General features: G+C 72.3%; 20 protein-coding genes and 2 pseudogenes. 7 read left to right on the top strand and 15 right to left on the bottom strand.

From position 1 onward, the window contains the following. The first annotated feature begins 34 nt into the window (after nucleotides 1–34). On the top strand, nucleotides 35–529 hold the full coding sequence (locus tag AC5PYY_RS02510; RefSeq protein WP_493898233.1) for an Lrp/AsnC family transcriptional regulator: 495 nt from the start codon (nucleotides 35–37) through the stop codon (nucleotides 527–529). A 121-nt stretch (nucleotides 530–650) separates the two neighbouring features. Here the strand turns inward: AC5PYY_RS02510 and glyA are convergent, their stop codons facing one another. After that, entirely contained in the window at nucleotides 651–1,988 is a 1,338-nt protein-coding gene (glyA, locus tag AC5PYY_RS02505; RefSeq protein ID WP_493898232.1) for a serine hydroxymethyltransferase, read from the bottom strand. A gap of 134 nt (nucleotides 1,989–2,122) precedes the next feature. On the opposite strand from glyA, the gene AC5PYY_RS02500 reads away from it, so the two are divergent. After that, on the top strand, nucleotides 2,123–3,262 hold the full coding sequence (locus AC5PYY_RS02500) for a PucR family transcriptional regulator (RefSeq protein WP_493898231.1): 1,140 nt from the start codon (nucleotides 2,123–2,125) through the stop codon (nucleotides 3,260–3,262). 130 nt (nucleotides 3,263–3,392) lie between these two features. Here AC5PYY_RS02500 and leuE read toward each other — a convergent pair. Continuing rightward, nucleotides 3,393–4,016 (bottom strand): annotated as a pseudogene (leuE, locus tag AC5PYY_RS02495) (leucine efflux protein LeuE); the annotation flags it as partial. A gap of 115 nt (nucleotides 4,017–4,131) precedes the next feature. On the opposite strand from leuE, the pseudogene AC5PYY_RS02490 reads away from it, so the two are divergent. From AC5PYY_RS02490 to AC5PYY_RS02480, 3 genes and pseudogenes are all read left to right on the top strand, one after another. Further along, nucleotides 4,132–4,554, top strand: a pseudogene (locus tag AC5PYY_RS02490) (GNAT family N-acetyltransferase); the annotation flags it as partial. A gap of 175 nt (nucleotides 4,555–4,729) precedes the next feature. After that, a complete protein-coding gene (locus AC5PYY_RS02485; RefSeq protein WP_493898230.1) occupies nucleotides 4,730–5,959 on the top strand; it encodes a cytochrome P450 in 1,230 nt (409 codons plus the stop codon). Nucleotides 5,960–6,039: 80 nt separating this feature from the next. Next, nucleotides 6,040–6,975, top strand: coding sequence for an NADP-dependent oxidoreductase (locus tag AC5PYY_RS02480; RefSeq protein WP_493899310.1), 936 nt, complete (start codon nucleotides 6,040–6,042; stop codon nucleotides 6,973–6,975). Between the two features lie 13 nt (nucleotides 6,976–6,988). Here the strand turns inward: AC5PYY_RS02480 and AC5PYY_RS02475 are convergent, their stop codons facing one another. From AC5PYY_RS02475 to AC5PYY_RS02425, 11 genes are all read right to left on the bottom strand, one after another. Continuing rightward, the gene (locus AC5PYY_RS02475; RefSeq protein WP_493898229.1) at nucleotides 6,989–8,185 is read right to left on the bottom strand and encodes a type III PLP-dependent enzyme domain-containing protein; all 1,197 of its coding nucleotides are present in this window, start codon (nucleotides 8,183–8,185) and stop codon (nucleotides 6,989–6,991) included. Then, nucleotides 8,182–9,591 carry a pyridoxal phosphate-dependent aminotransferase gene (locus tag AC5PYY_RS02470; protein ID WP_493898228.1) on the bottom strand — a complete coding sequence of 470 codons (1,410 nt, stop codon included), beginning with the start codon at nucleotides 9,589–9,591 and terminating at the stop codon, nucleotides 8,182–8,184. Before AC5PYY_RS02470 ends, AC5PYY_RS02475 begins: the two co-directional genes overlap by 4 nt. Continuing rightward, nucleotides 9,588–10,388 carry a 2,3,4,5-tetrahydropyridine-2,6-dicarboxylate N-succinyltransferase gene (locus AC5PYY_RS02465; RefSeq protein ID WP_493898227.1) on the bottom strand — a complete coding sequence of 267 codons (801 nt, stop codon included), beginning with the start codon at nucleotides 10,386–10,388 and terminating at the stop codon, nucleotides 9,588–9,590. Before AC5PYY_RS02465 ends, AC5PYY_RS02470 begins: the two co-directional genes overlap by 4 nt. Next, nucleotides 10,385–11,401, bottom strand: a complete 1,017-nt coding sequence (dapA, locus tag AC5PYY_RS02460; protein WP_493898226.1) for a 4-hydroxy-tetrahydrodipicolinate synthase — start codon at nucleotides 11,399–11,401, stop codon at nucleotides 10,385–10,387. Before dapA ends, AC5PYY_RS02465 begins: the two co-directional genes overlap by 4 nt. A 32-nt stretch (nucleotides 11,402–11,433) precedes the next feature. Further along, complete coding sequence (locus AC5PYY_RS02455; protein ID WP_493898225.1) at nucleotides 11,434–12,216, bottom strand: 4-hydroxy-tetrahydrodipicolinate reductase; 783 nt, start codon at nucleotides 12,214–12,216, stop codon at nucleotides 11,434–11,436. A 161-nt stretch (nucleotides 12,217–12,377) separates the two neighbouring features. Next, nucleotides 12,378–13,043 (bottom strand): response regulator, encoded by a 666-nt coding sequence (locus tag AC5PYY_RS02450; protein ID WP_493898224.1) that lies wholly within the window; start codon nucleotides 13,041–13,043, stop codon nucleotides 12,378–12,380. Beyond that, nucleotides 13,040–14,359 carry a sensor histidine kinase gene (locus AC5PYY_RS02445; protein WP_493898223.1) on the bottom strand — a complete coding sequence of 440 codons (1,320 nt, stop codon included), beginning with the start codon at nucleotides 14,357–14,359 and terminating at the stop codon, nucleotides 13,040–13,042. The genes AC5PYY_RS02450 and AC5PYY_RS02445 overlap by 4 nt, the downstream gene beginning before the upstream one ends. Before the next feature lie 50 nt (nucleotides 14,360–14,409). Further along, nucleotides 14,410–14,862 carry a hypothetical protein gene (locus AC5PYY_RS02440; protein WP_493898222.1) on the bottom strand — a complete coding sequence of 151 codons (453 nt, stop codon included), beginning with the start codon at nucleotides 14,860–14,862 and terminating at the stop codon, nucleotides 14,410–14,412. Between the two features lie 168 nt (nucleotides 14,863–15,030). Then, nucleotides 15,031–16,623, bottom strand: coding sequence for a carbohydrate-binding domain-containing protein (locus AC5PYY_RS02435; RefSeq protein ID WP_493898221.1), 1,593 nt, complete (start codon nucleotides 16,621–16,623; stop codon nucleotides 15,031–15,033). Between the two features lie 47 nt (nucleotides 16,624–16,670). After that, on the bottom strand, nucleotides 16,671–17,429 hold the full coding sequence (locus tag AC5PYY_RS02430; RefSeq protein WP_493898220.1) for a polyphosphate polymerase domain-containing protein: 759 nt from the start codon (nucleotides 17,427–17,429) through the stop codon (nucleotides 16,671–16,673). Continuing rightward, nucleotides 17,426–18,052 (bottom strand): DUF4956 domain-containing protein, encoded by a 627-nt coding sequence (locus AC5PYY_RS02425; RefSeq protein ID WP_493898219.1) that lies wholly within the window; start codon nucleotides 18,050–18,052, stop codon nucleotides 17,426–17,428. The genes AC5PYY_RS02430 and AC5PYY_RS02425 overlap by 4 nt, the downstream gene beginning before the upstream one ends. 158 nt (nucleotides 18,053–18,210) lie before the next feature. Between AC5PYY_RS02425 and AC5PYY_RS02420 the strand changes: the two genes are divergently transcribed. Then, nucleotides 18,211–18,954: an esterase family protein gene (locus tag AC5PYY_RS02420; protein WP_493898218.1), complete on the top strand. Its 744-nt coding sequence runs from the start codon at nucleotides 18,211–18,213 to the stop codon at nucleotides 18,952–18,954. A gap of 392 nt (nucleotides 18,955–19,346) precedes the next feature. On the opposite strand, the gene AC5PYY_RS02415 is transcribed toward AC5PYY_RS02420, so the two are convergent. Beyond that, nucleotides 19,347–19,844 (bottom strand): signal peptidase I, encoded by a 498-nt coding sequence (locus tag AC5PYY_RS02415; RefSeq protein WP_493898217.1) that lies wholly within the window; start codon nucleotides 19,842–19,844, stop codon nucleotides 19,347–19,349. Nucleotides 19,845–19,902: 58 nt separating this feature from the next. Continuing rightward, on the bottom strand, nucleotides 19,903–20,268 hold the full coding sequence (locus AC5PYY_RS02410) for a hypothetical protein (RefSeq protein WP_493898216.1): 366 nt from the start codon (nucleotides 20,266–20,268) through the stop codon (nucleotides 19,903–19,905). Nucleotides 20,269–20,497: 229 nt separating this feature from the next. Between AC5PYY_RS02410 and AC5PYY_RS02405 the strand changes: the two genes are divergently transcribed. Further along, nucleotides 20,498–21,757, top strand: coding sequence for an ATP-grasp domain-containing protein (locus tag AC5PYY_RS02405; RefSeq protein ID WP_493898215.1), 1,260 nt, complete (start codon nucleotides 20,498–20,500; stop codon nucleotides 21,755–21,757). Nucleotides 21,758–21,773: the final 16 nt, after the last annotated feature.

The following is a 21,773-nucleotide window of genomic DNA, read 5'->3' as shown; positions in this document are numbered from 1 at the left end:
GGCGGTATGTCCAGACGCATGACACCATCGATGCGTGACTGCCGACCAGACGTCCGACCCCGACGCCGACGCCACCGCCAACGCGAGACAGGTGGCCCCCGCGCTCGACGACACCGACCGGGCCATCGTCGCCGAGCTGCGTCGCGACGGCCGCCTCTCGGTCCGCGCGCTCGCCGAGCGGGTGCACGTGAGCCGGGCGACGGCATACTCCCGGTTGGAGCGGTTGCACCGCGACCAGGTCATCACGGGGTATGCCGCGCAGGTCGACGCCGACAAGCTCGGCCTGGCGACCGGGGCCTACGTGTCGGTGTCGATCGAGCAGGGCTCCTGGCGTGAGGTGCTGGACGCGCTGTCCGGGTTGGCCGGGGTGGAGAAGGTCGCGCTGGTCGGGGCGGAGTTCGACATGCTGGTCGAGGTGCGTGCCCGCGACAACCACGAGCTGCGCGACGTCGTGCTCGGTCGGATCCAGGGCGTCGCCGGGGTGCGCGCGACGCGGACCTGGCTGGTCTTCGACGAGTGGGAGCGCTGAGCCCCACCCCGGCCCGAAGAGTGACCACGGGATAGCACGACCTTCATCGGCAAACTCGCCGAGGAAGGTCGTGCTATCCCGTGGTCGGTCCCAGGCGGGGGTGGCGGGGCGTGCAGTGGCCTCAGCGCGGGTCGTCGACCGTGTAGCGCACCCGGTCGAACCGCCCCCGCCACTCGCGCACCTCGCCGGCGACCTCCTCCGGCTCTCGACTCTGGTCCAGGCCGCGCGCGACGAAGTCGGCGAGCGCGGACATGTCGTCGGCCTCCATGCCGCGTCGCACGATCTCCGGAGTGCCGAACCGCAGCCCGTTGACGTCGCCCTCCACCACGTCGTCCGGGAGCCCGATGCCGCAGGAGAGGATCCCGGCCCGCCGCAGCCGGCGTGCCGCGGCCTGCCCACCACCCCAGTCCTGGGCTCGGACCGCGAACTGGTGCGAGGTGGTCACGGTGCCGTCCGGCGCTGCCCAGAGCGGCACACCCCGTGCCGTGAGCTCCTGCGCCAGCCGCGCCGCGGTGGCGACCATCGCCGCGGCATACGCCTCGCCCGCGACCTTCCAGTCGAGCATCGTCACCGCCAGGGCAGCGGACTTCGCGGCATCGAAGTTGGCGGTCAGACCCGGGAAGGCGATGGCGTCCAGGCGCTGCGCGATCTCCTCGTCGTCGGTGACGACGACCCCTCCCGCCGGCCCGCCCAGGCTCTTGTAGGTGCTGAACGTCATGAGGTGGGCGCCCTCGGCGAGCGGCTGCTGCCACTGCCCTCCGGCGATGAGGCCGCACTGGTGGGCGGCGTCGAAGAGCACCGTGGCGCCAACCTCGTCGGCGATCTCGCGGATCTGGGCGACGGGGTGCCGCACGAGGTTGAGGCTGGACCCGATGGTGATCATGCGCGGCCGGACCTCCCGCGCGAGAGCGCGCAGCCCCTCCGCGTCCACGGTGTAGCCGTCCGCGGCGACCGGTGCGGGGACCGTGGTGAGCCGGTACATCCCGGCCGAGCCGCCCGCGTGGTGCGTGACGTGACCGCCGATCGACGCCGGGGGAGCGATGATCGTGTCTCCGGGCTCGCACGTGGCGAGGAAGGCATACAGGTTGGCGATGGCGCCGGAGGGGACCCGGATCTCGGCGTGGCGCGCCCCGAAGACCTCGGCGACGAGCTCGGCGGCGATGACCTCGATCTGCTCGACCGCCTCGAGCCCCATCTCGTACTTCTCGCCCGGGTAGCCCAGGGACGGCCGCGACCCGAGGCCGCTGGCGAGCAGCGCCTCGGCGCGCGGGTTCATGACATTGGTGGCCGGGTTGAGGTTGATGCACTCGACGTCGTGGATCTCCCGGTTCTGAGCGGCTAACGACTCGATCTCGGTGAGCAGGTCGCCCGGCGCCGAGGCGGCGGCGCGGGCCGCGATCGAGCGCACGAGGTCCTCGCTGGTGGTCGGGACCCACGGGCGGCGGGCGAGTGCGGTCACGGTCTCCTCCTGGTATGCAGCGTCTCCCGCAGGCTAGGCCGCGGCGGCGTGGGGGCGCATCGGTCGGCTGCGCGAAGGTGAGGCCGCGGTGTTCCTACAATCGTCGCAAGGTCGGTCCTGAGGAGGTGTGGCGCGTGTCGCTGTCCGTGCAGGAGGTCGTGGACGCGCTGGCCCGCGATCTTGGTCGGGGGGTGACGCTCGACGATGCCGAGGGGCGGGTGCTCGCCTACAGCCTGGCTGGTGAGCAGGCGGATCCCGCGCGGGTGGAGGCGATCCTGCGACGGGTGGGGTCGGCGCAGGTCCGGGCGTGGGAGGAGCGGCACCTGCTGGGGCGTAGCGGTCTGGTCTGCGTGCCGGTCAACGAGGAGCTGGGGCTGGGGCCGCGGCTCTGCGCCGAGGTGCGGGTCGGCTCCGGCGTCCGCGGCAGGGTCTGGGTCACGGCCAGCGCGGACGACCTCACTGCCGGGCAGCGGGCGAGAGTGCTGGCGGCCGCGCGCGAGCTGGCGGAGGGCGACGCCGTGCCCGCCGCTGCTGGCACGGCCACCCGGGAGCAGGCGGTCGGCGCGCTGGTGGCCGGTCACGACGAGAGTTGGGAGGCGCTGGTGGCGCGGGCGCCCGGCGGCCGACCAGGGTCGGTGCGGGCCGCCGTCCTCACGCCTCGGGAGGGGGCCGGCGACGCAGGCGGGACGCGGAGTCTGCGCGAGGTGTGCCGCCGGGTGGCCACCTCGGGTGGCGTGCTGGGCGCGGTGCTGGAGGGAGCCTCGGTGATCGTGCTCCTCGGCGGGGGGCCCGGGGACGACCCTGAGGCGGTCGCGGCGTCCCTGGCCCCATGGGCGGGGTCTGGGACAGGTGTCGTGCTCGGCCTCGGAGCGGCGCATCCCGTCGGGGGCCAGGAGGGCTCACCCTCCTCGGGGGTCGCTGCCTCGCTGGCCCAGGCTCGGCAGGCGGCGCGCGCCGCGCTCCTCGATCCCGTGCTGGAGGGGGTGGCCGTCTGGGAGCGGCTGCTGTCGCAGCGGCTGATCCTGGGTGCCACAGAGCCGCTCAACCTGCTGGAGCCCCTGGAGTCGAGCGGTCGGGACGACCTGCTGGTGACTGTGGAGACCTTCCTGGATCTCGCCGGCGACGTGTCGCGGACCGGAGCGCGCCTGCACCTGCACCGGAGCACGGTCTACTACCGGCTGGGGCTCGTGGAGCAGGCGCTGGGTGTCGACCTGCGGCGTGGGCGAGATCGGCTGGACCTGCATCTGGCCCTGCTCGCGCGGCGGTTGCGCTGAGCGGAGCGGGAGTGCTGAGCAGGGCCGTGGTGGTGAGCAGGGCGGGAGTGCCGTCAGCCTCGCGCGACTGTCATCGGCACACGTCCCGAGAAAGGGCCCGCTCCCGATCGGACCCGCCGGGAGGGGGTCCTCAGAGCGAGGCAGCCGCCAGCTTCACCCCGAAGCCGACGAAGACCGTCCCGACGATCCCCGTGAGACCGCCCGCGGTGCGCCGGTGCTGCCGGAAGCGCTGGGCCAACGCGCGGCCGGAGAAGATGAGGGCGCTGAGGTAGAGCATGCTCAGCACCTGCATGGTGGTCGCCAGCACGAGGAAGTCGAGCAGGGGCGTCGGCGAGCCGGGCCGGAGGAACTGCACGAAGAAGGCGACGAAGAAGAGGATTGCCTTGGGGTTGAGCAGGCTGAGGATCAGCGCGGTGGTGAAGGAGCTGCCGCCCCGCGGCGGCACAGCCGCGCCCTGGTCGGCCACGTCGGTCGCCGTGCTGCCGGGCCGGCGCAGCGCCGTCAGCCCGGCCCGGACCAGCTTGAGGCCGATCCAGGCGAGGTAGGCGGCGCCGAGGTACTTCACCACGCTGAAGATGACCGGGTTGCCCTGGAGCAGGGAGGCGGCGCCGAGGAAGGTGAGGCCCATGAGGACCGCATCGCCGACGAAGACGCCGAACGCGGCGGCATACCCTCGCCCTGCCCCGTGGCGGGCGGCCTCTGACAGCACGAACATCGAGTTCGGGCCGGGGAGGAGCACGATGAGGAGGCCGGCGACGAAGAACGTTCAGTAGTCGGAAATCCCCAGGATCACCAGCAAAGCGTAGGGCTCGGAGCCGGTCTGTGGAAAACCCGTTCCGGCGCCGACCGAAGCCGCCTACGCTGGCGCGATGACCGAAGCGACGCAAGCAGCGGCATACCGCATCAGACGCGTGCGCGAGGGTGACGTCGCCGCAGTCCTCGACGCCTTCCGCAGCGCGGACGACATGATGCGTCAGGGGGACGTGAGTGATGAGGTCTCGGCACGCCGCTACGTCTCCTGGCTGCAGCGCCCGGAGCGCCGGGGGTATGCCGTGACCTGCGACGACGTCGTCGTCGGGATGGTCGGTGCGAGCCTCGACGCGGCGAACCGCAGCGCGTGGGTCTTCTTGTGGATGCATGCCCGGCACCGTGGCTGCGGCGTCATGGCCCGCGCCGTCGCGACCGTGGCCGACGGACTCCTCTGCGCCGCCGACGAGGGGGGAGAAGGGCTGGAGCGGCTGGAGCTCGGGCACCGCGTCGACAACCCGGGCTCTGGTCGCGTCGCCCGGGCGGCGGGTTTCGTCGTCGAGGGACGGGAGCGGGAGAAGTTCCTCGTCGACGGCACGCGGGTGGACGTGCTCACCTACGGGCGGCTCGGTGGCGATCGGTGGCCGACGATCGAGCACCTCCCGCTCGGCGAGCCACGATCAGGTGCCGGTGCGGGCTCCGGCTGTGAGGATGGCCGACGTGGCCGAGCCAACCCCTCCCGCAGCCCCGGACGAGCGCCGCACGCGCCGGGCCGACGAGGTCGCGAGCCCGGACGTCGAGGTCCGGGAGGACGGCGGCACGGTGCGGGTGGTGCTGCGCTCCTACGCCGCAGCGCGCGACCTGCTGGGCCGCACCTCAGGGACCAGGCAGTCCGGCTTCTCCGCGGATCTGGCGAGCTCGGCGCCCTTGACCCGCCCCCCGATGCTCTACGCCGAGGGCCCGGCGCACCGGGAGCAACGGCGGCTGGCCGGGCGCTACTTCACGCCGCGTGCGGTCACGACCCGACACCGCGAGACGATCGAGTCGCTCAGCGATGAGCTGGTCGGAGAGCTCGAGCGCGCCGGTGGAGGGTCGGTCGATGCCGCGTCCTTCCGGCTGGCGATGAGCGTCGTGTGCGAGGTCGTGGGGCTGACCCACTCCTCTGTCTCCGGTATGCAGCAGCTGCTCGAGGTCTTCTTCGAGCCGAAACCCGCGCGCACCGCGGCGTGGTGGCGCCGGCTCGGTGCCCAGGCGCGCACCCAGACTGCGACCGCCCGGTTCTACCTCCAGCACGTCCGCCCCGCGATCCGGGCGCACCGGCGGGACGAGCGGGACGACGTCATCGGTGGCCTGCTGGCGCAGGGGCTGAAAGACCGCGACATCCTCATCGAGTGCCTCACCTACGCCGCGGCCGGGATGGTCACGACGCGGGAGTTCATCTCGGTCGCGACCTGGCAGTTCCTCGAGCAGCCCGTGCTGGCCGACCGGTTCGGCGTGGGGAGCGACGTCGAGCGCAAGGCCATCCTGGCCGAGATCTTGCGGATCGACCCGGTCGCCGCGACCCTGCACCGACGCGCCACCGAGCCACTCACCCTCGACGGAGAGGACGGGCCCGTGACGATCCCGGCCGGTGCGGACCTCGAGCTCGACCTCCGGCGGGCCAACACCGACAAGGACGTCTTCGGCGACCGGCCGGCGGCGGTCGACCCCGACCGCTGCCCCGTGGCCGAGCACGGCCGGGTGCCTGCCGCCGGCCTCACCTTCGGCGCCGGTCACCACTCCTGCCCCGGTGAGCACCTGGCCTTCGAGGAGGCCGACGTCTTCCTCCGGCGCCTGATGCGCACGCGCTGGAGCCTGGTCGGTGAGCCGGTCGTGCGCTGGAACGACGTCACCGCGGGCTACGACATCAGCGGTCTGCGGGTGCGGGTCGCCACCGCAGCCGCGGAATAGTGCTCGCGCCCGGACGTTGACCCTCGGGTCACGGGTCGGCGGCCACCCGCCGATCCACCACTGAGCGTGAGGAGAGCATGATGCGTGCAGCCAGCTACGAGTCCTTCGGGGGCGCCGAGGTCCTCACCGTCGGTGAGCGCCCGGACCCGCCGGTCGGCCCGGACACCGTCCTGGTGCGGGCCAGGGCCACGAGCGTCAACCCGGTCGACTGGAAGATCCGCGAGGGCTACCTGCAGGGCGCCTACCCGCACCACCTGCCCATCATCCCGGGCTGGGACGTCGCCGGGGTCGTCGAGGCCGTCGGACCGGCCGTGCGGACCGGGCTGCAGGTCGGGGACGAGGTATGGGGCTACGTGCGCCGCGACGACATCGCCGCCGGAACCGCCGCCGAGCTGGTGCCCGCCCCGGAGCGGACGCTCGCCCGCAAGCCCGCCAGCCTCTCCTTCGAGGAGGCGGCTGCGGTGCCGCTCGCCGGCCTCACGGCATACCAGGCGCTCACCGAGGCGCTGCAGGTGGCCGCGGGTGAGCGGGTGCTCGTGCACGCCGCGTCCGGCGGCGTGGGCCAGTTCGCGGTGCAGATCGCCCGCTCACTGGGGGCCGAGGTCATCGGCACCGCGTCGGCCGCCAACGACGACCTGGTCCGCTCCCTGGGGGCGAGAGAGGTGCTGGACCACCGCGCCGGGCCGATCGGCGAGCAGCTGGCGCGGGCGGGCGGTCCGGTGGACGCCGTGCTCGACCTCGTCGGGGGTGAGGCCATGGCGGACATCGCCGAGCAGGTCACCGACACCTCGCGGGTGGTCTCGGTCATCGATGCCGAGCAGATGGCGTCGATTGGCGGGCACTACGTCTTCGTCCGCCCCGATCGCGCGCACCTCGACGCGCTCGCCAGGCTGGTCGAGCAGGGTGACCTGCGGGTCACGGTCGCCGAGACCTTCGACCTGGACCAGATCGCCGACGCGCACCGGCTCTCGCAGCAGGGCAGCCCGGGCGGCAAGATCGCCGTCCGGATCGCCTGAGGGCGGCAGTCGGCTAGTCCACCCAGTGCTGCTCGGGCACGGCGTGGGACAGGAAGTGGCTCATCGCCTGGGTGTAGGCGTAGGCGCCGGTCTGCCCGAAGACCACGACGTCGCCCGGCCGCAGATCCACCGGCAGGTCTCCGGTGCCCACGCGATCCAGCGAGGTGCACAGGGGGCCGGCCAGGGTCGTGGCGGCGCGCTCGGTGGTGACCACCCCGTCGCCGGGGCGCACCACCAGCGTCGGGAAGGACTGCCCGGTCAGCAGCGGTCGTAGCAGGTGGTTGATGCCGCCCTCGAGCATGGCGAACCGCTCACCCCGCGACACCTTCGTCCGCACCACCCGGGCGGCGTAGACCCCGGTCGGCCCGGACAGCCACCGCCCCGGCTCCAGCAGCAGCTCGCCGGTGAACCATGGATTCTCGGCCAGGATGCGGCCGAGCCCGGCACCGACGGCCCGGATGTCCAGGGTGGCCTCGGTGAGGGCATACCGAATCCCGAGCCCGCCTCCGATGTCGATGAGGTCCAGCTCGCGCCCGAGCAGCGACTGCAGCCGCTGACCGATCCGCAGCGCCGTGCGGTGGTTGGCCAGCAGCCGACCGGCGTCAAGCTCGTTGCTCGCCGCGAAGACCTGCATCCCCTGGATCTCCACCCGGTCGAACCGGGCGGCCTGACTCACGAAGTCGTCCATCACCTCCTCGTCCACCCCGAACGCGCTCGGCCCGCCACCTCCGATGATGGTCGCGACCTCTGACACACCCGCCGCGGGGTTGATCCGCACACTGACCGGCAGCGGCCGGTCCCCGGTGTGGAGGGTATGCAGTCGCTCGACGTCCTCGATGCCGTCCACCTGGATGCGGGCGCCGGCGAAGAGCGCCGCCTGCAGGTCCCGCTCGGACTTGGCCGGGCCGGCGAAGACCATGCCCGGACCAGTGCCCCCGGCCGCCAGCGCGGTCGACACCTCGCCCGCGCTCGCGCAGTCGAACCACGCGCCGGAAGCCGCGAAGGTCTCCAGCAGCGGCAGTCCCGGGTTCGACTTCACCGCATACGCGAGGCGGACGCGGGCGGGCAGCGCCTCCCGGAGCCGGGCGTAGCGCTCGCGAGCCGTGCCCAGGTCGTAGGCGAAGAACGGCGTCGGGTACTCCTCCGAGAGGCGCAGCAGCTCGGGCTCGTCGAACGCGAACAGGTCGGTCGTCGCAGCGGTCAAGATCATGCCTTCCACCAGGGCGCCAGGCGCCGTAGTCCTTCCTCGAGCTCGCCCTGCGGCCCGCCGACGCCGACCCGCAGGAAACCTGCGCCGCCCGCCCCGAAGGCGGTCCCCGGGATCGTGGTCACGCCGGCCTCGTCGCGCAGCCGCAGCGCGAAGCCCTCCGTCGCATCCTTCTCGTGGCCCCCCACGTCGTGTCGTCCCACGTCGTGTCGTCCCCTGTCGAGGTCGTCCGGGACCGCGAGCCACAGGTAGATCCCGGCCCGCTGCGGCGAACTCGACCACGCGTTCTCGTGCACCGGCGAGGAATCCCGTGGTCGATTTCGAGGGGTCAGCAGCTCCGGCGCCACCTCGGCGACGAGGTCCCAGCGCGCTCGGAGCTCCGCCCGCGCGGCGGGCAGCACGTCGTCGGCCGCCTCCAGCAGCGCCAGGGCGGTAGCCTGCGAGGGGCGCGCGGGCGCCGTCGTCATCGCGTTGTGCACCAGCCGGGCGGGGGCCAGGAGGTCCTCGGCGCCGATCGCCCAGCCGACGCGCAGGCCGGGCGCCGCGAAGGCCTTGCTCACCGAGCCCAGCACGACCGCCTCGTCGACGCCGACGACGTCGTGCACCGAGGCAGGCCGCCCGCCGACCCACAGCTCGGCGTACACCTCATCGCTGAGCAGCACGACGCCGCGCTCGCGGCAGGCGTCCGCGACCGCGCGCAACGCCTCGGGGGAGGCGACGCCGCCCGTCGGGTTGGCGGGGTGGTTGAGCACGACCAGCGAGGTATGCCGTCGCTCACCGAGCACGCGCAGCAGCGCACCGGCATCGAGGTCCCCGTCGGCGCCGAGCGGGTAGCCGACCGGCGTCGCGCCGCACAGTCGGGCGAGGGTCGGGTAGGCGACGAAACCGGGGTCGGGGACGAGGACAGAGGTCCCGGGGTCGACGTGCGCCTGGAAGAGCGCGAAGAGCGCCGCCTGGCTGCCGGCCGTGACCATCACCTGCTCCGGGCCGACCAGGCTCTCGGAGTGCGCTGCCCAGGCTGCTGGACCGTGCGGACGAGGCTCTCGGACCGTGCGGGCGAGGCTCTCGGAGCGGGCAGACGAGGCTGCTGGTCGGGGTGAGGGGGGCCGGGGGTGTGGTGAGCTGGGCCCGGGCGTGGTGGCTCGGGAGGCGTGGGCGGCGATGGCGCGGACGAGGGCCGGGTCGGAGGTGTTCGGGCCGTAGGAGAGCGGCGCACCCGCCCCTTCCGCGTGGGCCGTGGCGGATCCGGCGGCCACGGCGCCTAGCCCCGCCAGAGCCTCCCGGGCCACATCGGGCACGGGCCAGCCGGGCTCGCCCAGGCCGAGGTTGATCGCCTCGGGGGGAGCACCGACGGTCATGCGTCGGATGGACGACAGGCTGATCCCTGCCACCCGTGCAGCAGGGCTCACCGCAGCGACTCCTCGAGCGCCGTGGCGGCGTCGGTGGAGGAGTCGCGATACTTCACGATGACCGGGGCGTAGAGCGAGAGTCCGAGCACGTCGGCGTAGTCGCCGCGGGCCGGGCGCGACCCCGGCACGACGACGGCACCCTCGGGCACCTCGCCGCGCACCTCTCGCTGCTCGACCAGGTCGTAGATCGTCGTCCCGGCGGTGAGCGTCACGCCGGGGGCCAGCACGGCACCCTGCCGGACGACGACGCCTTCGTAGAGCCCGCACTGCGCGCCCACGAAGACGTCGTCCTCGACCACCACCGGCCGGGCGCCGACGGGCTCGAGCACCCCGCCGAGCTGCACCGCCGTCGACAGGTGGACCCCGGACCCGACCTGGGCACAGGACCCGACGAGCACGTGGCTGTCGACCATCGACCCGGCCCCGACGTAGCCACCGACGTTGACATAGCTCGGCGGCATGACGACGACCCCTGGGGCGAGGTGGGCACCGCGGCGCACCGAGGTCCCACCGGGCACGAGCCGGACGCCGTCGCCCGCCGTGATCTGGCGCGCGGGCACGAGCGACTTGTCGACGCTGCCGCCGGGCCAGTCCAGCTCCACGGTCTCGCTGAGGCGGAAGGCGGCGAGGATGCCGCGCTTGACCCAGGCGTGGGCCTCCCAGTCCCCGTCCGCGGTCCGGGTGGCGGCGCGGGCGGAGCCGTCCTCGAGGGCTGCGAGCAGCGCCTCGACGTCGGCGACGGTCGGCTCGGCGCCGGACTCCTCGGCGAAGGTCTCCCTCAGGTCGGCGGCGCTCACGAGGCGAGGGCGGCAGGGTCGTGCGGCACCGCGGTGGCGGGCAGCCCGGCCAGGGCGCCCCGACGGGCGGACTGCACCCGCGCGAGGGCCGACTGGACCCGGGTCCAGGTCTCCGGCTCGGCCGGTGACAGCGGCAGCCGCACGTTGGCCGTGCCGAGCCCCAGGCAGGCGAGCGCCGCCTTGGCCGGCACCGGGTTGGTCTCGACGAACATCGCCTCCATCAGCGGCGCGAGCAACGAGGCCATCTCGCGGGCCAGGCCGAGGTCCCCGGACACCGCGGCATGCACGAACCGGCGGGTCTCGACGGGCGCGACGTTGGCGCAGACCGAGACCAACCCCTGGGCGCCGACGGCGATCGAGGCCAGCGCGAGGTCGTCGTCGCCCGCGAGCACGGCCCGCCCCTCGGGCGCCTCCTGGCACATCTGGCCGATCTGGCGCAGGTCTCCCGAGCTCTCCTTGACCGCCACGACCTGCTCCACCTGCCAGATCTGCCGCATGGCCTCCGCGGTGATGTTGCAACCGGTGCGCCCGGGCACGTTGTAGGCGATGATCGGCAGCCCGGGGGCAGCCTCGGCCACCGCGCGGTAGTGCGCGACCAGCCCACTGACCTGCGGCTTGTTGTAGAACGGCGTCACCACGAGCAGGGCGTCTGCCCCGGCGGCGGCCGCCTCGGCGGCCAGCTCGCAGGTGCGTCCGGTGTCGTTGTGGCCGACGCCGACGACCACGGGAATGCCCGGCCCGCCGCCCGGGGTGCGGGTCAGCTCGACCGCCTGCCGCACCAGGGCGTGCCGCTCCGCGTCGTCGACGGTGGCCGCCTCACCGGTGGAGCCCAGCACGACCAGCCAGTCGATCCCCAGCCCGTCGGCGAGGGTGTGGTGCACCAGCCGCTCGAAGGCCGCGTGGTCGACAGCCGGCTTTCGCGAGCCACCCACGGCGTCGGTCCCGGTCGTGAACGGCGTCGCCAGGGCGACGCCGAGACCGGTGAACGGTGCTGCGGTGAGGCTGCGGTCCATGCTGACTCCTTCGAGGTATGCCGTGGCGCCGCTCAGGCGCGCGCCCCGGCGGAGGTGCGTCGACCGGTGGTCGACGGTGCGGGCTGCTCCCCGGCGTCGGGGCCGAGGGAGAGCAGGGTGGTGAGCTGGTCCTCGGCGAGGTCGTCGAGGGTGAACAGGCCGGGCGTGGGCCGGTGCGCCAGCCAGAGAGCGGCCGTGAGGGCGCCGTCGGCGAAGAGGTCGCGGTCGTGTGCGGTGTGGCGCAGGCTGATGGTCTCCAGCGCGGAGGTGAGGCTGACCTCGTGGTCGCCGATCACCTCACCGAGGCGCAGGCTCTGCGTCTGCACGTCCTCCAGGCGGGCGCCGGCGCCGCGGGCCAGGGCCTCGCGCAGCACCAGGGCGGTGCCGCTGGGGGAGTCGACCTTGTGCCGGTGGTGGGTCTCCGTCACGGCGAGGTCGACGGCGCCTTGCCCGCCGCGAGCGGCGGCATACTCCCCGAGCACGCCGGCGAGGCGTCGCACGAGCGCGATTCCGAGCGAGAAGTTGGGGGCCAGGAGGATGCTGATCCCGGGGCGCTCGTCCTCGTCGATCAGCGTCGTCTCCGGGTCCCAGCCGGTGGCGCCGATGACGAGGTCGGCGCCGGTGCGCCGGGCCCAGGCGAGATGCTCGCCGACGGCCTCGCCCACGCTGACATCGATGGCGACGTCCACGGGTGCGGCGGGTGCGGCCTCTCGGCCGACCGCCCAGGCCACCTCCACCCCGTCGCGGGACGCGGCGAGCTGCCGGATCGCCGATCCGAGGCGTCCGGTGCCGAAGAGTCCGATGGTGGTGGGCACCAGGGGAGTATGTCGGCCCCGCACAACCTCTGACAAGCGACGTTTTCGCAGGTCAGAGCACATATCCTGCGAAACGGGGCGGTGGCCGGACGATCTCCTGCCGGCGTCCTACGCGGCTTCATGACCTCTCGCCGCAGACCCCGAAGTTGGTATGCCGCGGGTCAGGGTCGGACGAGCCCCGACTTGTAGGCGAGCGCGACGAGCTGAGACCGGTCCGCGCTCCCGGTCTTCATGAGGAGGCGGGAGATGTGCGTCTTGACGGTCGCCTCCGAGAGGAAGAGCAGGCCGGCCAGCTCGGAGTTCGACGGGGCGTCGCCCATGAGGGTGAGCACCTCCAGCTCTCGCCGCGAGAGCATGTCGAGGCTGGGGCGGCCGCTGGGATCCAGCGGAGCGGTGTCGCGCAGCGTCTTGATGACGGTGCCGGCGACCCCGGGGTCGATCCACCACCCGCCGTCGGCCACGGTGCGGATCGCGCCGGGAAGGCGGCTGGGGGCGGCGTCCTTGAGCATGTAGCCCGACGCCCCGGCGCGCAGCGAGCCGTAGAGGGCGTCGTCGTGGGCGAAGGTGGTGAGGACCAGTACGGTCGTGACGTCGTCGCGATCCTCGCGGTCGGCGACGATGCGTCGGGTGGCCTCGATGCCGTCCATGCCGGGCATGCGGATGTCCATGACGACGACGTCCGGGCGGTCTCGTGCCGTCATCTCGACGGACTGCAGCCCGTCGGCGGCCAGGCCCACGACGCTGATGTCGTCCTGCGCGTCGAGCAGCATCCCGAGGCCTTCGCGCACCTCCCGTTGGTCGTCCGCGATGACGACGCGGATGCTCACTCCCACCCCGTCGAACCGACGTGTCGCGGGGTCCCGTCGGCGCCGCCGCTGGCCGGTGGGCGGACGGGCAGCGTGGCGGTCGTCACGAACTCCTCGCCGGCCCACCCGGACTCGAAGGTGCCGCCGACCAGGTTGACCCGCTCCTTGAGGCCGCGCAGGCCGGTGCCGCCACTCGGGGTGTCCGGGCGGGTGGCGTCGCGTGACCCACGGCAGCGCACCTGGACCTGCAGGTCCTGCTCCTGCCAGGCGACGTAGACGTCGACGAGCGCACCTCGACCGGCGTGCTTGAGGGCGTTGGTCAGCGACTCCTGCACGACGCGGTAGGCCGCGCTGCCGACCGAGGGGTCGACCTCCTGCGGCGTCCCCTGCTGGTGCACGTCGACGATGAGGCCGCTGCGACGCGGGACCTGGATGAGCTCGTCCAGGTCGCCCAGGTGGGGCTGGGTGCTCGGCGAGAGGTCGTGCTCGAGGTCCAGGCTGCTCCCCGCGGAGGCCAGCTCGCCGTCGCGCAGCGCGCCCAGCAGGCGGTGCAGCTCGCGCATGCTCTGTGCGCCGGTGCTCTCGATGGTGCCCAGGGCGCCCTGCACCGCCGTGACCCGACCGTCCTCGGGCAGGTCCCGAGCCACCGACTGGGTCATCGCCCGCGCCCCGGCAGCCTGCATCATCATGGCGCTGACGGAGTGGGCGACGATGTCGTGCAGCTCACGGGCGATGCGGTGCCGCTCGGCCTGCGCGGCGCGCTCGGCCTCCACGGCCAGCTCGTCACGGAGCGCGGCGGCGCGCAACCGAAGGTTCCGGTCGCGCCGGGCCACGACCCAGACGGCGGTCAGAAGGAACGAGAAGCCCACGGCAGGGAACAACCAGTCCAGAGGCCCCGCCGGATCTTCGAGGTACCGCAGGACCGACCAGACCAGGACGGCGACGTAGGCGAGCGAGAGGCCGAGCGCGAGGAGACTGTGCCGCAACGGTGTCAGCGTCGCTGCGGCGAAGAGGGCGACCGGCACGAGGAAGAAGGGCTGCGCGCCCTCGAGCCAGAGCGCGAGGCCAGCGCTGACGACGAGCACGCCGACCAGGACGATCATCGGCCGGTGCCGGCGCACGACGAGCGCGCCGAGCTCGACGAGCAGGATCGCGACGATGATCCACCGGGGCACCTGATCACCGCCGCCCCACTCCACCATCGGCCCGAGGACCACGCCCGATGCGAAGAGCTCGAGCAGGAAGGCGCTGGCGAGGATCGCCACCTCCAGTCGCCACCGACGCGGGGGCGCGGGGGGAGTCGCCGTCGCGCGCACCATCGAGGTGTCTGCGTCCACCAGAGCCCTCCTCCCTGGTCGGGGCACCGAGGTCGTGACCTCTCGCCAGCCTATCTGCACCACCGGGGGAACATCCTGCACCACCATGGGTCGCGGCCAGCGGCCTCTCGTCCCCCGAGGAGGCCGCTGGCGATCGAGGAGAGGCGCCCGCCGCCGTCGTCGAGCCGCTGGTCGTCCAGGCGCTCGAGACTGGGCCGCAGGGCCTCGGGAAGCGCGGGCTCGCCGGTGAGGGTCACCTGCGCCGGGCGCTCCAGCTGGAGACCGACGCACGGCACGCCCTCGGGTGCCTGCTCGATCTCGGCGACGTTGATGTGCTCGTCCCTGTCGCCCCCTGCTGCGACAGGGACGAGCACGTGCAGCGGAAGAGCCGGTGCGGACGCCCTGTCGTCCAGCACCAGCACCACGAGGTCGGAAGCGACGAGCTGACCCTGCCCGAGGGCCTGGCCTGCGTCTCCGTTGGTGTCGCCTGCGACGACCTCGACCTGGATATCTTCTGACTGCACGCGCCCCAGTCTGGTGGGGTTCACCAGACCGGGACATCATCCTGCAGGGGGATTTCCGCGACGGAGTGCTTTCCGTCCGCGGTCGTGCAGCCGCGCGGGCGTCGGCAGCTCTGGCAGGGATGGCAGGTCGGGCAGGTCAGGCAGGCTGGCAGGTCGGCAGGGTTGCGGTCAGCCTCGCGGACCGCCGCCCATGCCGCCCATGCCCTGGAGGGAGTAGTCGCCTGCGGTCGCGCTCGCTACCTCCGAGCCGTCGACGCTGATCGTGTAGGTCTCTCCGGCGGTGAGCTCGGCCGAGGAGAGGACGAGCGAGGCCGTCTCCTTGTCGGTGACGAGGTCGGCGACCAGCGTGCCGTCGCCGTCCGTGACGGTCACCGTCGAGCCCGCGGCGACGGTGCTCGTGAGGGCGGTGGCCACCGTGGTCTGCTCGCTGGCGGTCGACGGAGCCATGAGCATGCCCGCGCTGCCGAACGCGATGAGGGTGCCGCCGGAGAGGAGGAAGTCGGAGTCCACGTCGAGGGCGCCGTTGCCGTCCATCGTGGGGCCGTGGACCGTGACGGTGCCGCCGGTCATCGTCACCGTCCCGTTGGAGTCCAGGCCGTCGCCGCCAGAATCGAGCGTGAGGTCCCCACCGGTGATCTCGACCGACGGGGTGGTGGTGTCGGAGGCGGCGTTGAGCGCGTCGTCGCTCGCGGTGACATCGGTCGTGCCGCCCTCGACGATGATCCGCGCCGACTCCAGCCCCTCGAGCGACTCGGTCACGGTGAGCGTGCCGTCGACGAGGTCGATGACGTTCTCGCCCTTCACCGCGTCGTCGCCGGCGGCCACCGTCACCTCGGTGTCCTCCCCGGAGATCGCGACGATCCCGGTGCCCTCGTCGGTGTTGTCGGAGGTCAACCCGTCGCCGTTGGCGGTCACCGTGACGGTCCCGCCCTCGAGGGAGAGGAAGTCCTTGCCGCGGATGCCGTCGTCGACCGCGTTGACCGTGAGGTCGCCGGAGAGGATGACCAGCCCGTCCTTGCTCGTGATGCCGTCGTTGCCGTAGCTCTCCACGGTCAGGGCGCCGTCGCCGGCGATGGTCAGGTCGGCGGTGGAGTAGAGCGCGGCGTTGGGTGCGTCCACCTCCTCGCCGGTCTCCTCGTCGACGGTGGCCGCCGAGCTCGCATAAATCTCCGGGTCGGCCAGGTAGTTGTCCGAACCGTCGGCCAGGACCACCGTGGCGTCCTCGGCCGAGCTGATGTGCAGCGCGGATCCGAGAGAGCTGGTGATCTCCGCCCCGCCGAGGACGATGGTGACGTCCTCCTCCTCGGGCACGTCGACGACGACCTGGCCGTCGGTCAGGGTCCCGCTCAGCACGTAGGTGCCGGCCTCGGTGATGGTCACGAGGTCGGTGCCCTCGTCGGTGCTGGTGACCTCGACACCGCTGTCCGCCGTGGTGCCGGCGTCGTCGGCGAGGGACACCTGAACGGCGTCGTCCTCGTCGTCGTCGCCCTCGTCGCCGTCGGCGTGGGTGCTCAGTCCCACCGCACCGATGGTGTCGTCGTCCGCGTCGTCCGCGTCGTCCGCGTCGTCCGCGTCGTCCGTGGTCTGCGTGGTCTCGCTCTCCGCGTCGGCGGTGTCGGCCGACCTGGTGGTCGTCGAGCTCGTCGTGGTCGCTTCGCTGCCCGCCGCGGCGGTGCCGCTGCCGTCCTGGATCCCGCAGCCGGCGATGAGCGCGGCGGCGGCGACGGTGGCGGCGACGGTCTTCAGGTGGGTGATCCTCATGATGGTGCTCTCCTCGATGGGGTGGGGGTGTCTGGGGGTCGGTGGGGTCAGGCGGCCAGCGGGCCGGTGATGGTGAGCAGGCGGTGCCAGCGGTGGGCGGGCAGGGTGGGGTCGAGCAGGGCCATGCCCGTGCCGAACTTGCTGAGCCGCACGGGCCGGTGTCCTGCGGCCCAGAGGCGGCGGTCCAGGGGCGACGGGGTCGAGCCGGTCTTGGTCTCCACGATCACCACGTCGTCGGCGGCCAGCTCGGTGCCGTCCGCGGCCTCCCAGCGCAGGTGGGTGTCGACGGTGGCGCGCTCGCCGCCCGGCAGGGCGAGGGTGCTGCGTCGGTATGCCGTGCCGAGCGCGGGTGCGGCGACCCAGCCCCCGGTCGGCACCGGCACGCTCTGGTCGGTGAGTGTCCGCTCCACGAAGGCGACCGCCTCCGGGGGGAGCGCGGACGGCATACCTCCGGGGTGCGGTTGACGCGACTTGACCGTGGCGCCGCGCGGACCTCGGGTCTTGACCTCGAGCCAGCAGGTGGCGGTGTCGAGATAGGAGCGGGTGCGGACCTTCCAGCGGCGGCGGCGCGCGGTCGCGGTGCCGTGGTAGCTGGCTCGGTCGGGGGTGTCGAAGTAGGTGGAGGCGTAGCCGAAGGTGCGCCGGCCCTCGATCTCCAGCGCACGGGTGCCGTGGGGCAGAGCGGTCATGACCTGCTCCAGGTCGCGGGTCCGGAGGAGGTACTTGCGGTCCACCCGGGTGAGGAGGGCGGCCTCGGCGACCAGCGTGTCCAGAGAGATGGCCGGCAGTGCGGTGAGCGGGCTCATCGGGTCACCACCGCGGCGTCGGCGGAGCTGGACCGGGTGATGCGGGTGCCGTGCTGCGCCGCCGGCTCACGCGGCTCAGGGAGCCAGACGACGTCCACCTGGGTGCTGTCGTTGACGAGGTCGAGGCGCACCACCGTCGCGTCGACCACCTGGCCGCCGAGGACCTCGCCGAGCCGGGCCAGCAGCGCGTCCTGGTCCGCGATGGCGCGGTCCAGGACCACGAGCTGGTGCCGGACCGAGGCCTGCTGTCCGGAGATCCGGGGGTGGTCGCCGATCGCCAGCGCCAGCACGATGAGCGCCATAAGGCCGATTCCGAGCGCGAGGCTGGTGACCCCGATGCCGCCGAGCAGCCCGAGCGCCAGCGCGGCGAAGTAGTAGGCGATCTCGCGCTGGCTCAGCTCGCTGGACCGGAGCCGGATGATCGAGAGGACGCCGAAGAGACCGAGTCCGAGCCCGATGGTCGCTGCCGAGGAGGTCAGCGCCAGGCTCACCGCGAGGACGCCGACGTTGACCCCGAGGAAGGCGGGCACCAGCTCGGTCCGTCGGTGGCGGGGAAGGTAGACCGCGAAGGTCAGCAGAACGATCGCGACCAGGTCGACGGCGGGCAGGATCAGGGTGCTCATGGAAGGCTCCTCGGAGGCGGTGGGGTGCTGTGCTTCTCCATTCCGCCGGTCCTGCCTATGTGTCTGCTGTGCGGGGCCCGTGGTGCCTGTATGAGGTGTGGCAGGCTTGCCCCCACGTCGGGTCGGCCGACGCCCAGGACAGCGGACGAGGAGTGGCCATGGACCGTGAGCAGATCGATCTCGATACGCAGGGCGTCGGGCGCGGGACGATCGTGCGGTACGGCCACTGGGGCCGGCCCGTCCTCGTCTTCCCGTCCGAGGCCGGGCGGGCCTGGGACTTCGAGAACAACGGCATGTTCGACGCGATCGGCCACCTCGTGGAGGAGGGGCGGATCAAGGTCTACTGCGTCGACTCCTTCGACCACCTGTCCTGGAGCGACAACAGCCTCCCGACGGAGGAGCGCGCCCGACGGCACGGGGCCTACGAGAGCTGGATCCTCGACACCGTGGTGCCGCTCATCGACGACGACTCACCGGGGCACCGCGGCATCGTCACGGTCGGCTGCAGCATGGGCGGCTTCCACGCGGTGAACTTCGGGCTCAAGCGCCCGGACCTCTTCCCGGTCGGGATCAGCCTGTCCGGCAACTTCGACCCCAGCTCCTGGCACGGGTGGGGCGAGCTGGGCGAGGCCACCTATTTTGCCAACCCCACCGCCTACGTCGCCGGCATGGAGGGCGACCACCTGCAGTGGGTGCGTGAGCACGCCAACATCCTGCTCGTCGCCGGCCAGGGCGCCTTCGAGGTGCACCCCACCCAGTCGCTGCCCGGCGCGCACCGCCTGGCGGGGATCCTCGCGGAGAAGGACATCCCGCACGAGTTCGACCTCTGGGGCCACGACAGCGCCCACGACTGGCCGTGGTGGCGCAAGCAGCTGGCTCACCACCTGCCGCGCTTCTGCTGAGCCAGGCCCGCCGCCGTGTCAGGGAAGGGCTGGGTCCTCGCCCGGGTCTGCCGTGACGCCAGCTGGATCGCTCGACGCCGGCGCCTCCACAGCGTCGGCGGCAGGGAGTGTCGCGGAATCCGCCTTTCCATCGATCGGCTCGGACTCCACCGGCATGCTCGTTGTGGCACTGGGGTCGGTCTGCGCGGGCTGGGTGTCTGGGCCGGTCGGCTCAGGGCCGTCCGTGGGTGTCGTCGAGGGAGCCGGCGCCCCAGGGTCGGGGCCTCCGGGAATGTCCCAGATCTGCAGAGTGTCGGCGTCGACCGGCATCGTGCTCGCTGACGCATAAACTACTGTGCTGAGGGTCGCTACACCCATAAGGGTGAGAATTCCGGACGCGGCAAGACGCCTTCTCATGAATTCCTCTTTCGGGCCGGTGGCGTCGGCTCACGCAGCAATAGCCATATCGTGGTCAACCCTCCGGTCGCGGCCGCCAGGAGCGGGGGATAGAGGAGGAGGCCAAGGAGGTGGCCGCCACGAGGCACGTGCCACCACAGGCTGCCCCGAACCGCCTCGAGAGTCGGCCGCCAGTCGTCGGCTCGCTCCCGGTTGTCGCCCTGCGGCACGTAGGCCGGCCCGTCGGTGTCCACCACCCTGTGGATGACGAGGGCGCCGGCCCCCGGCTCGCCATCGGGCACGGGGAAGGTGATGACGTCCCCGACCGCATAGGTCGGTCGCTCCCGCAGGACGACGAGGTCCCCATTGCTGAGCGCCGGCTCCATGCTGTCGCCCGAGACGACGACATAGGTGGCCGGTCCGCCCAGCTCAGTCGGTCGCAGCGTGAATGCCCAGCAGACCAGAAGGGCAACGACAGCGGCCCAAACCGCGATGTTGGGCCAGTGTCGGCTCATCGGGGCAGGGTGCGGTCGTGGCGGCCGCGGGAGCGCGGTCACGGCCGCCACGATCGCCTCAGCCCTCGATCCAGACGCGGACGGAGGTGATCTCCTCCGGCGCGGGGTAGGGCGCCGTGAAGCGAACGACGGCCTGGTCGCTGCCGTCCAGGGTCACCTTCGCGGCGTCGGACATCTGGGTGGTGCGGACGAACATCTCCGCTCCGGAGCAGGCGGCGTCGATGCCCGTGATGCGGACCGTGCGCACGGAGTTGTCGTCGGTCTCCAGGCCCCAGTTGACCTTCACGCCGTCGGTGTCGCAACGCAGGTCGCCGTCGACTCCAGCCTGGAGGGTTCCGCCGTCCACGGTCAGCGCCGAGGCCGAGGCGAAGGCGAGAGTCGCCACGGCGGTGCCGCCGAGGGCAGCAGTAATCCACTTCTTCATCGTGTCCCCTTCGAGGGTGTTGGGAATTCGGCGAGGTTTTCCACGCCGGCGCGACCACCGTAAGTGAGCCTTCACGTATTTGACCTAACGATGCGGTAACGATGATTCACGCGGGCACTTTTTCTCGTCGGTGCTCGTCCGACACGGCGTCCACGGGTTCACGAGGGCAGCTGCACGTCATACCGACACCTGCTGCGGGCGGCCCCGTCGACCCGCTAACGTTCGGCTCATGGCCAACGACGTGCGCTCCCACCTGATCGGACTGCTCCTCGGCGCCGAGGAGGACTGGCCCCGGGCCTTCGAGGCCGTCCTCGACATGGTGGGGCCGATCCAGGCCGACGGCGTCACGCACTCGGTCGGCAGCGAGCGGGTGCGGATCCACCCCTTCGACCTCACCGACCCGGTGCGCCACGGCCTGGTGATCGACCGCCTCGCGTACTGGTACTACCACCCGCGCGAGTGGCTGAAGAAGGCGTCGCTGATGAACGACACCTACCTGCTCAACAGCCCGTTCACCTTCCAGTCCATGGAGAAGCACAGCGCCTACGTCGCCATGCTCCGGCTCGGGATGAAGATCCCCAAGACCGTGCTGGTGCCCTACAAGAACCCCGTCGACAACGTCCGGTGGGCCTACACCTCCAGCAAGTACAACGACCCCTTCGACCTGGAGAAGATCGCCGAGGACATCGGCTACCCGCTCTTCATGAAGCCCTTCGACGGTGGCGGCTGGCGCGGCGTCTCCAAGGTCAAGGACGTCGACGGCCTGCACCAGGCCTACGACGAGTCGGGCAACATGCTCATGCACCTGCAGGCCACCGCCGACTACGAGCACTTCGCCAGGGCGTTGACCATCGGTCCGGAGACCATGGTCATGGACTTCCGTCCCGACGAGCCGATGCACAACCGGTATGCCGTGAGCTACGACTTCCTCTCGCCCCAGGCCGGCTGGGAGGCCGAAACGGTCAGCAAGGTCGTCAACGCGTTCTTCGGCTGGGAGTTCAACTCCGCCGAGATGCTCGTCGCCGGCAACGAGGTCTACCCGATCGACTACGCCAACGCCTGCCCCGACGTGGCCGTCACCTCGCTGCACTACTACTTCCCATGGGCTATCACGGCCCTGGTCCGGTGGTCGACCTACTGCCTCGCCACCGGCCGCAAGTCGGCGATCGGCGTGCGCAACCCGCGCGAGTACTTCGCCATCGCGGACGACCCGGACCGCAGCTACGAGGACAAGATGCAGGCCTACCGGCAGCTCGCCGACGACGAGTTCGAGACCGAGCGCTACTGGGAGTGGGCCGACACCCACCTCGCGCACCTGCCCGAGCGGGTGCTCGAGTGGGTGGGCTCGCAGGCCTTCGACGACCTGCTCACCGAGACGGTCCGCGGGCACTACCCCGAGCACGAGCACGACAAGTTCATCGCGCACTTCCGCGGTCTCACCGGACTGTGGGTGACCGACCAGCGCAACCTGCGCGCCGGTCAGGGTTGAGCGGCCCGGCGCGAGG

This window comes from Serinicoccus sp. JS2-9 (assembly GCF_059025165.1).
Note: the sequence above shows the minus strand (reverse complement) of the source record. Positions and strands in the feature narration are given on the sequence as shown.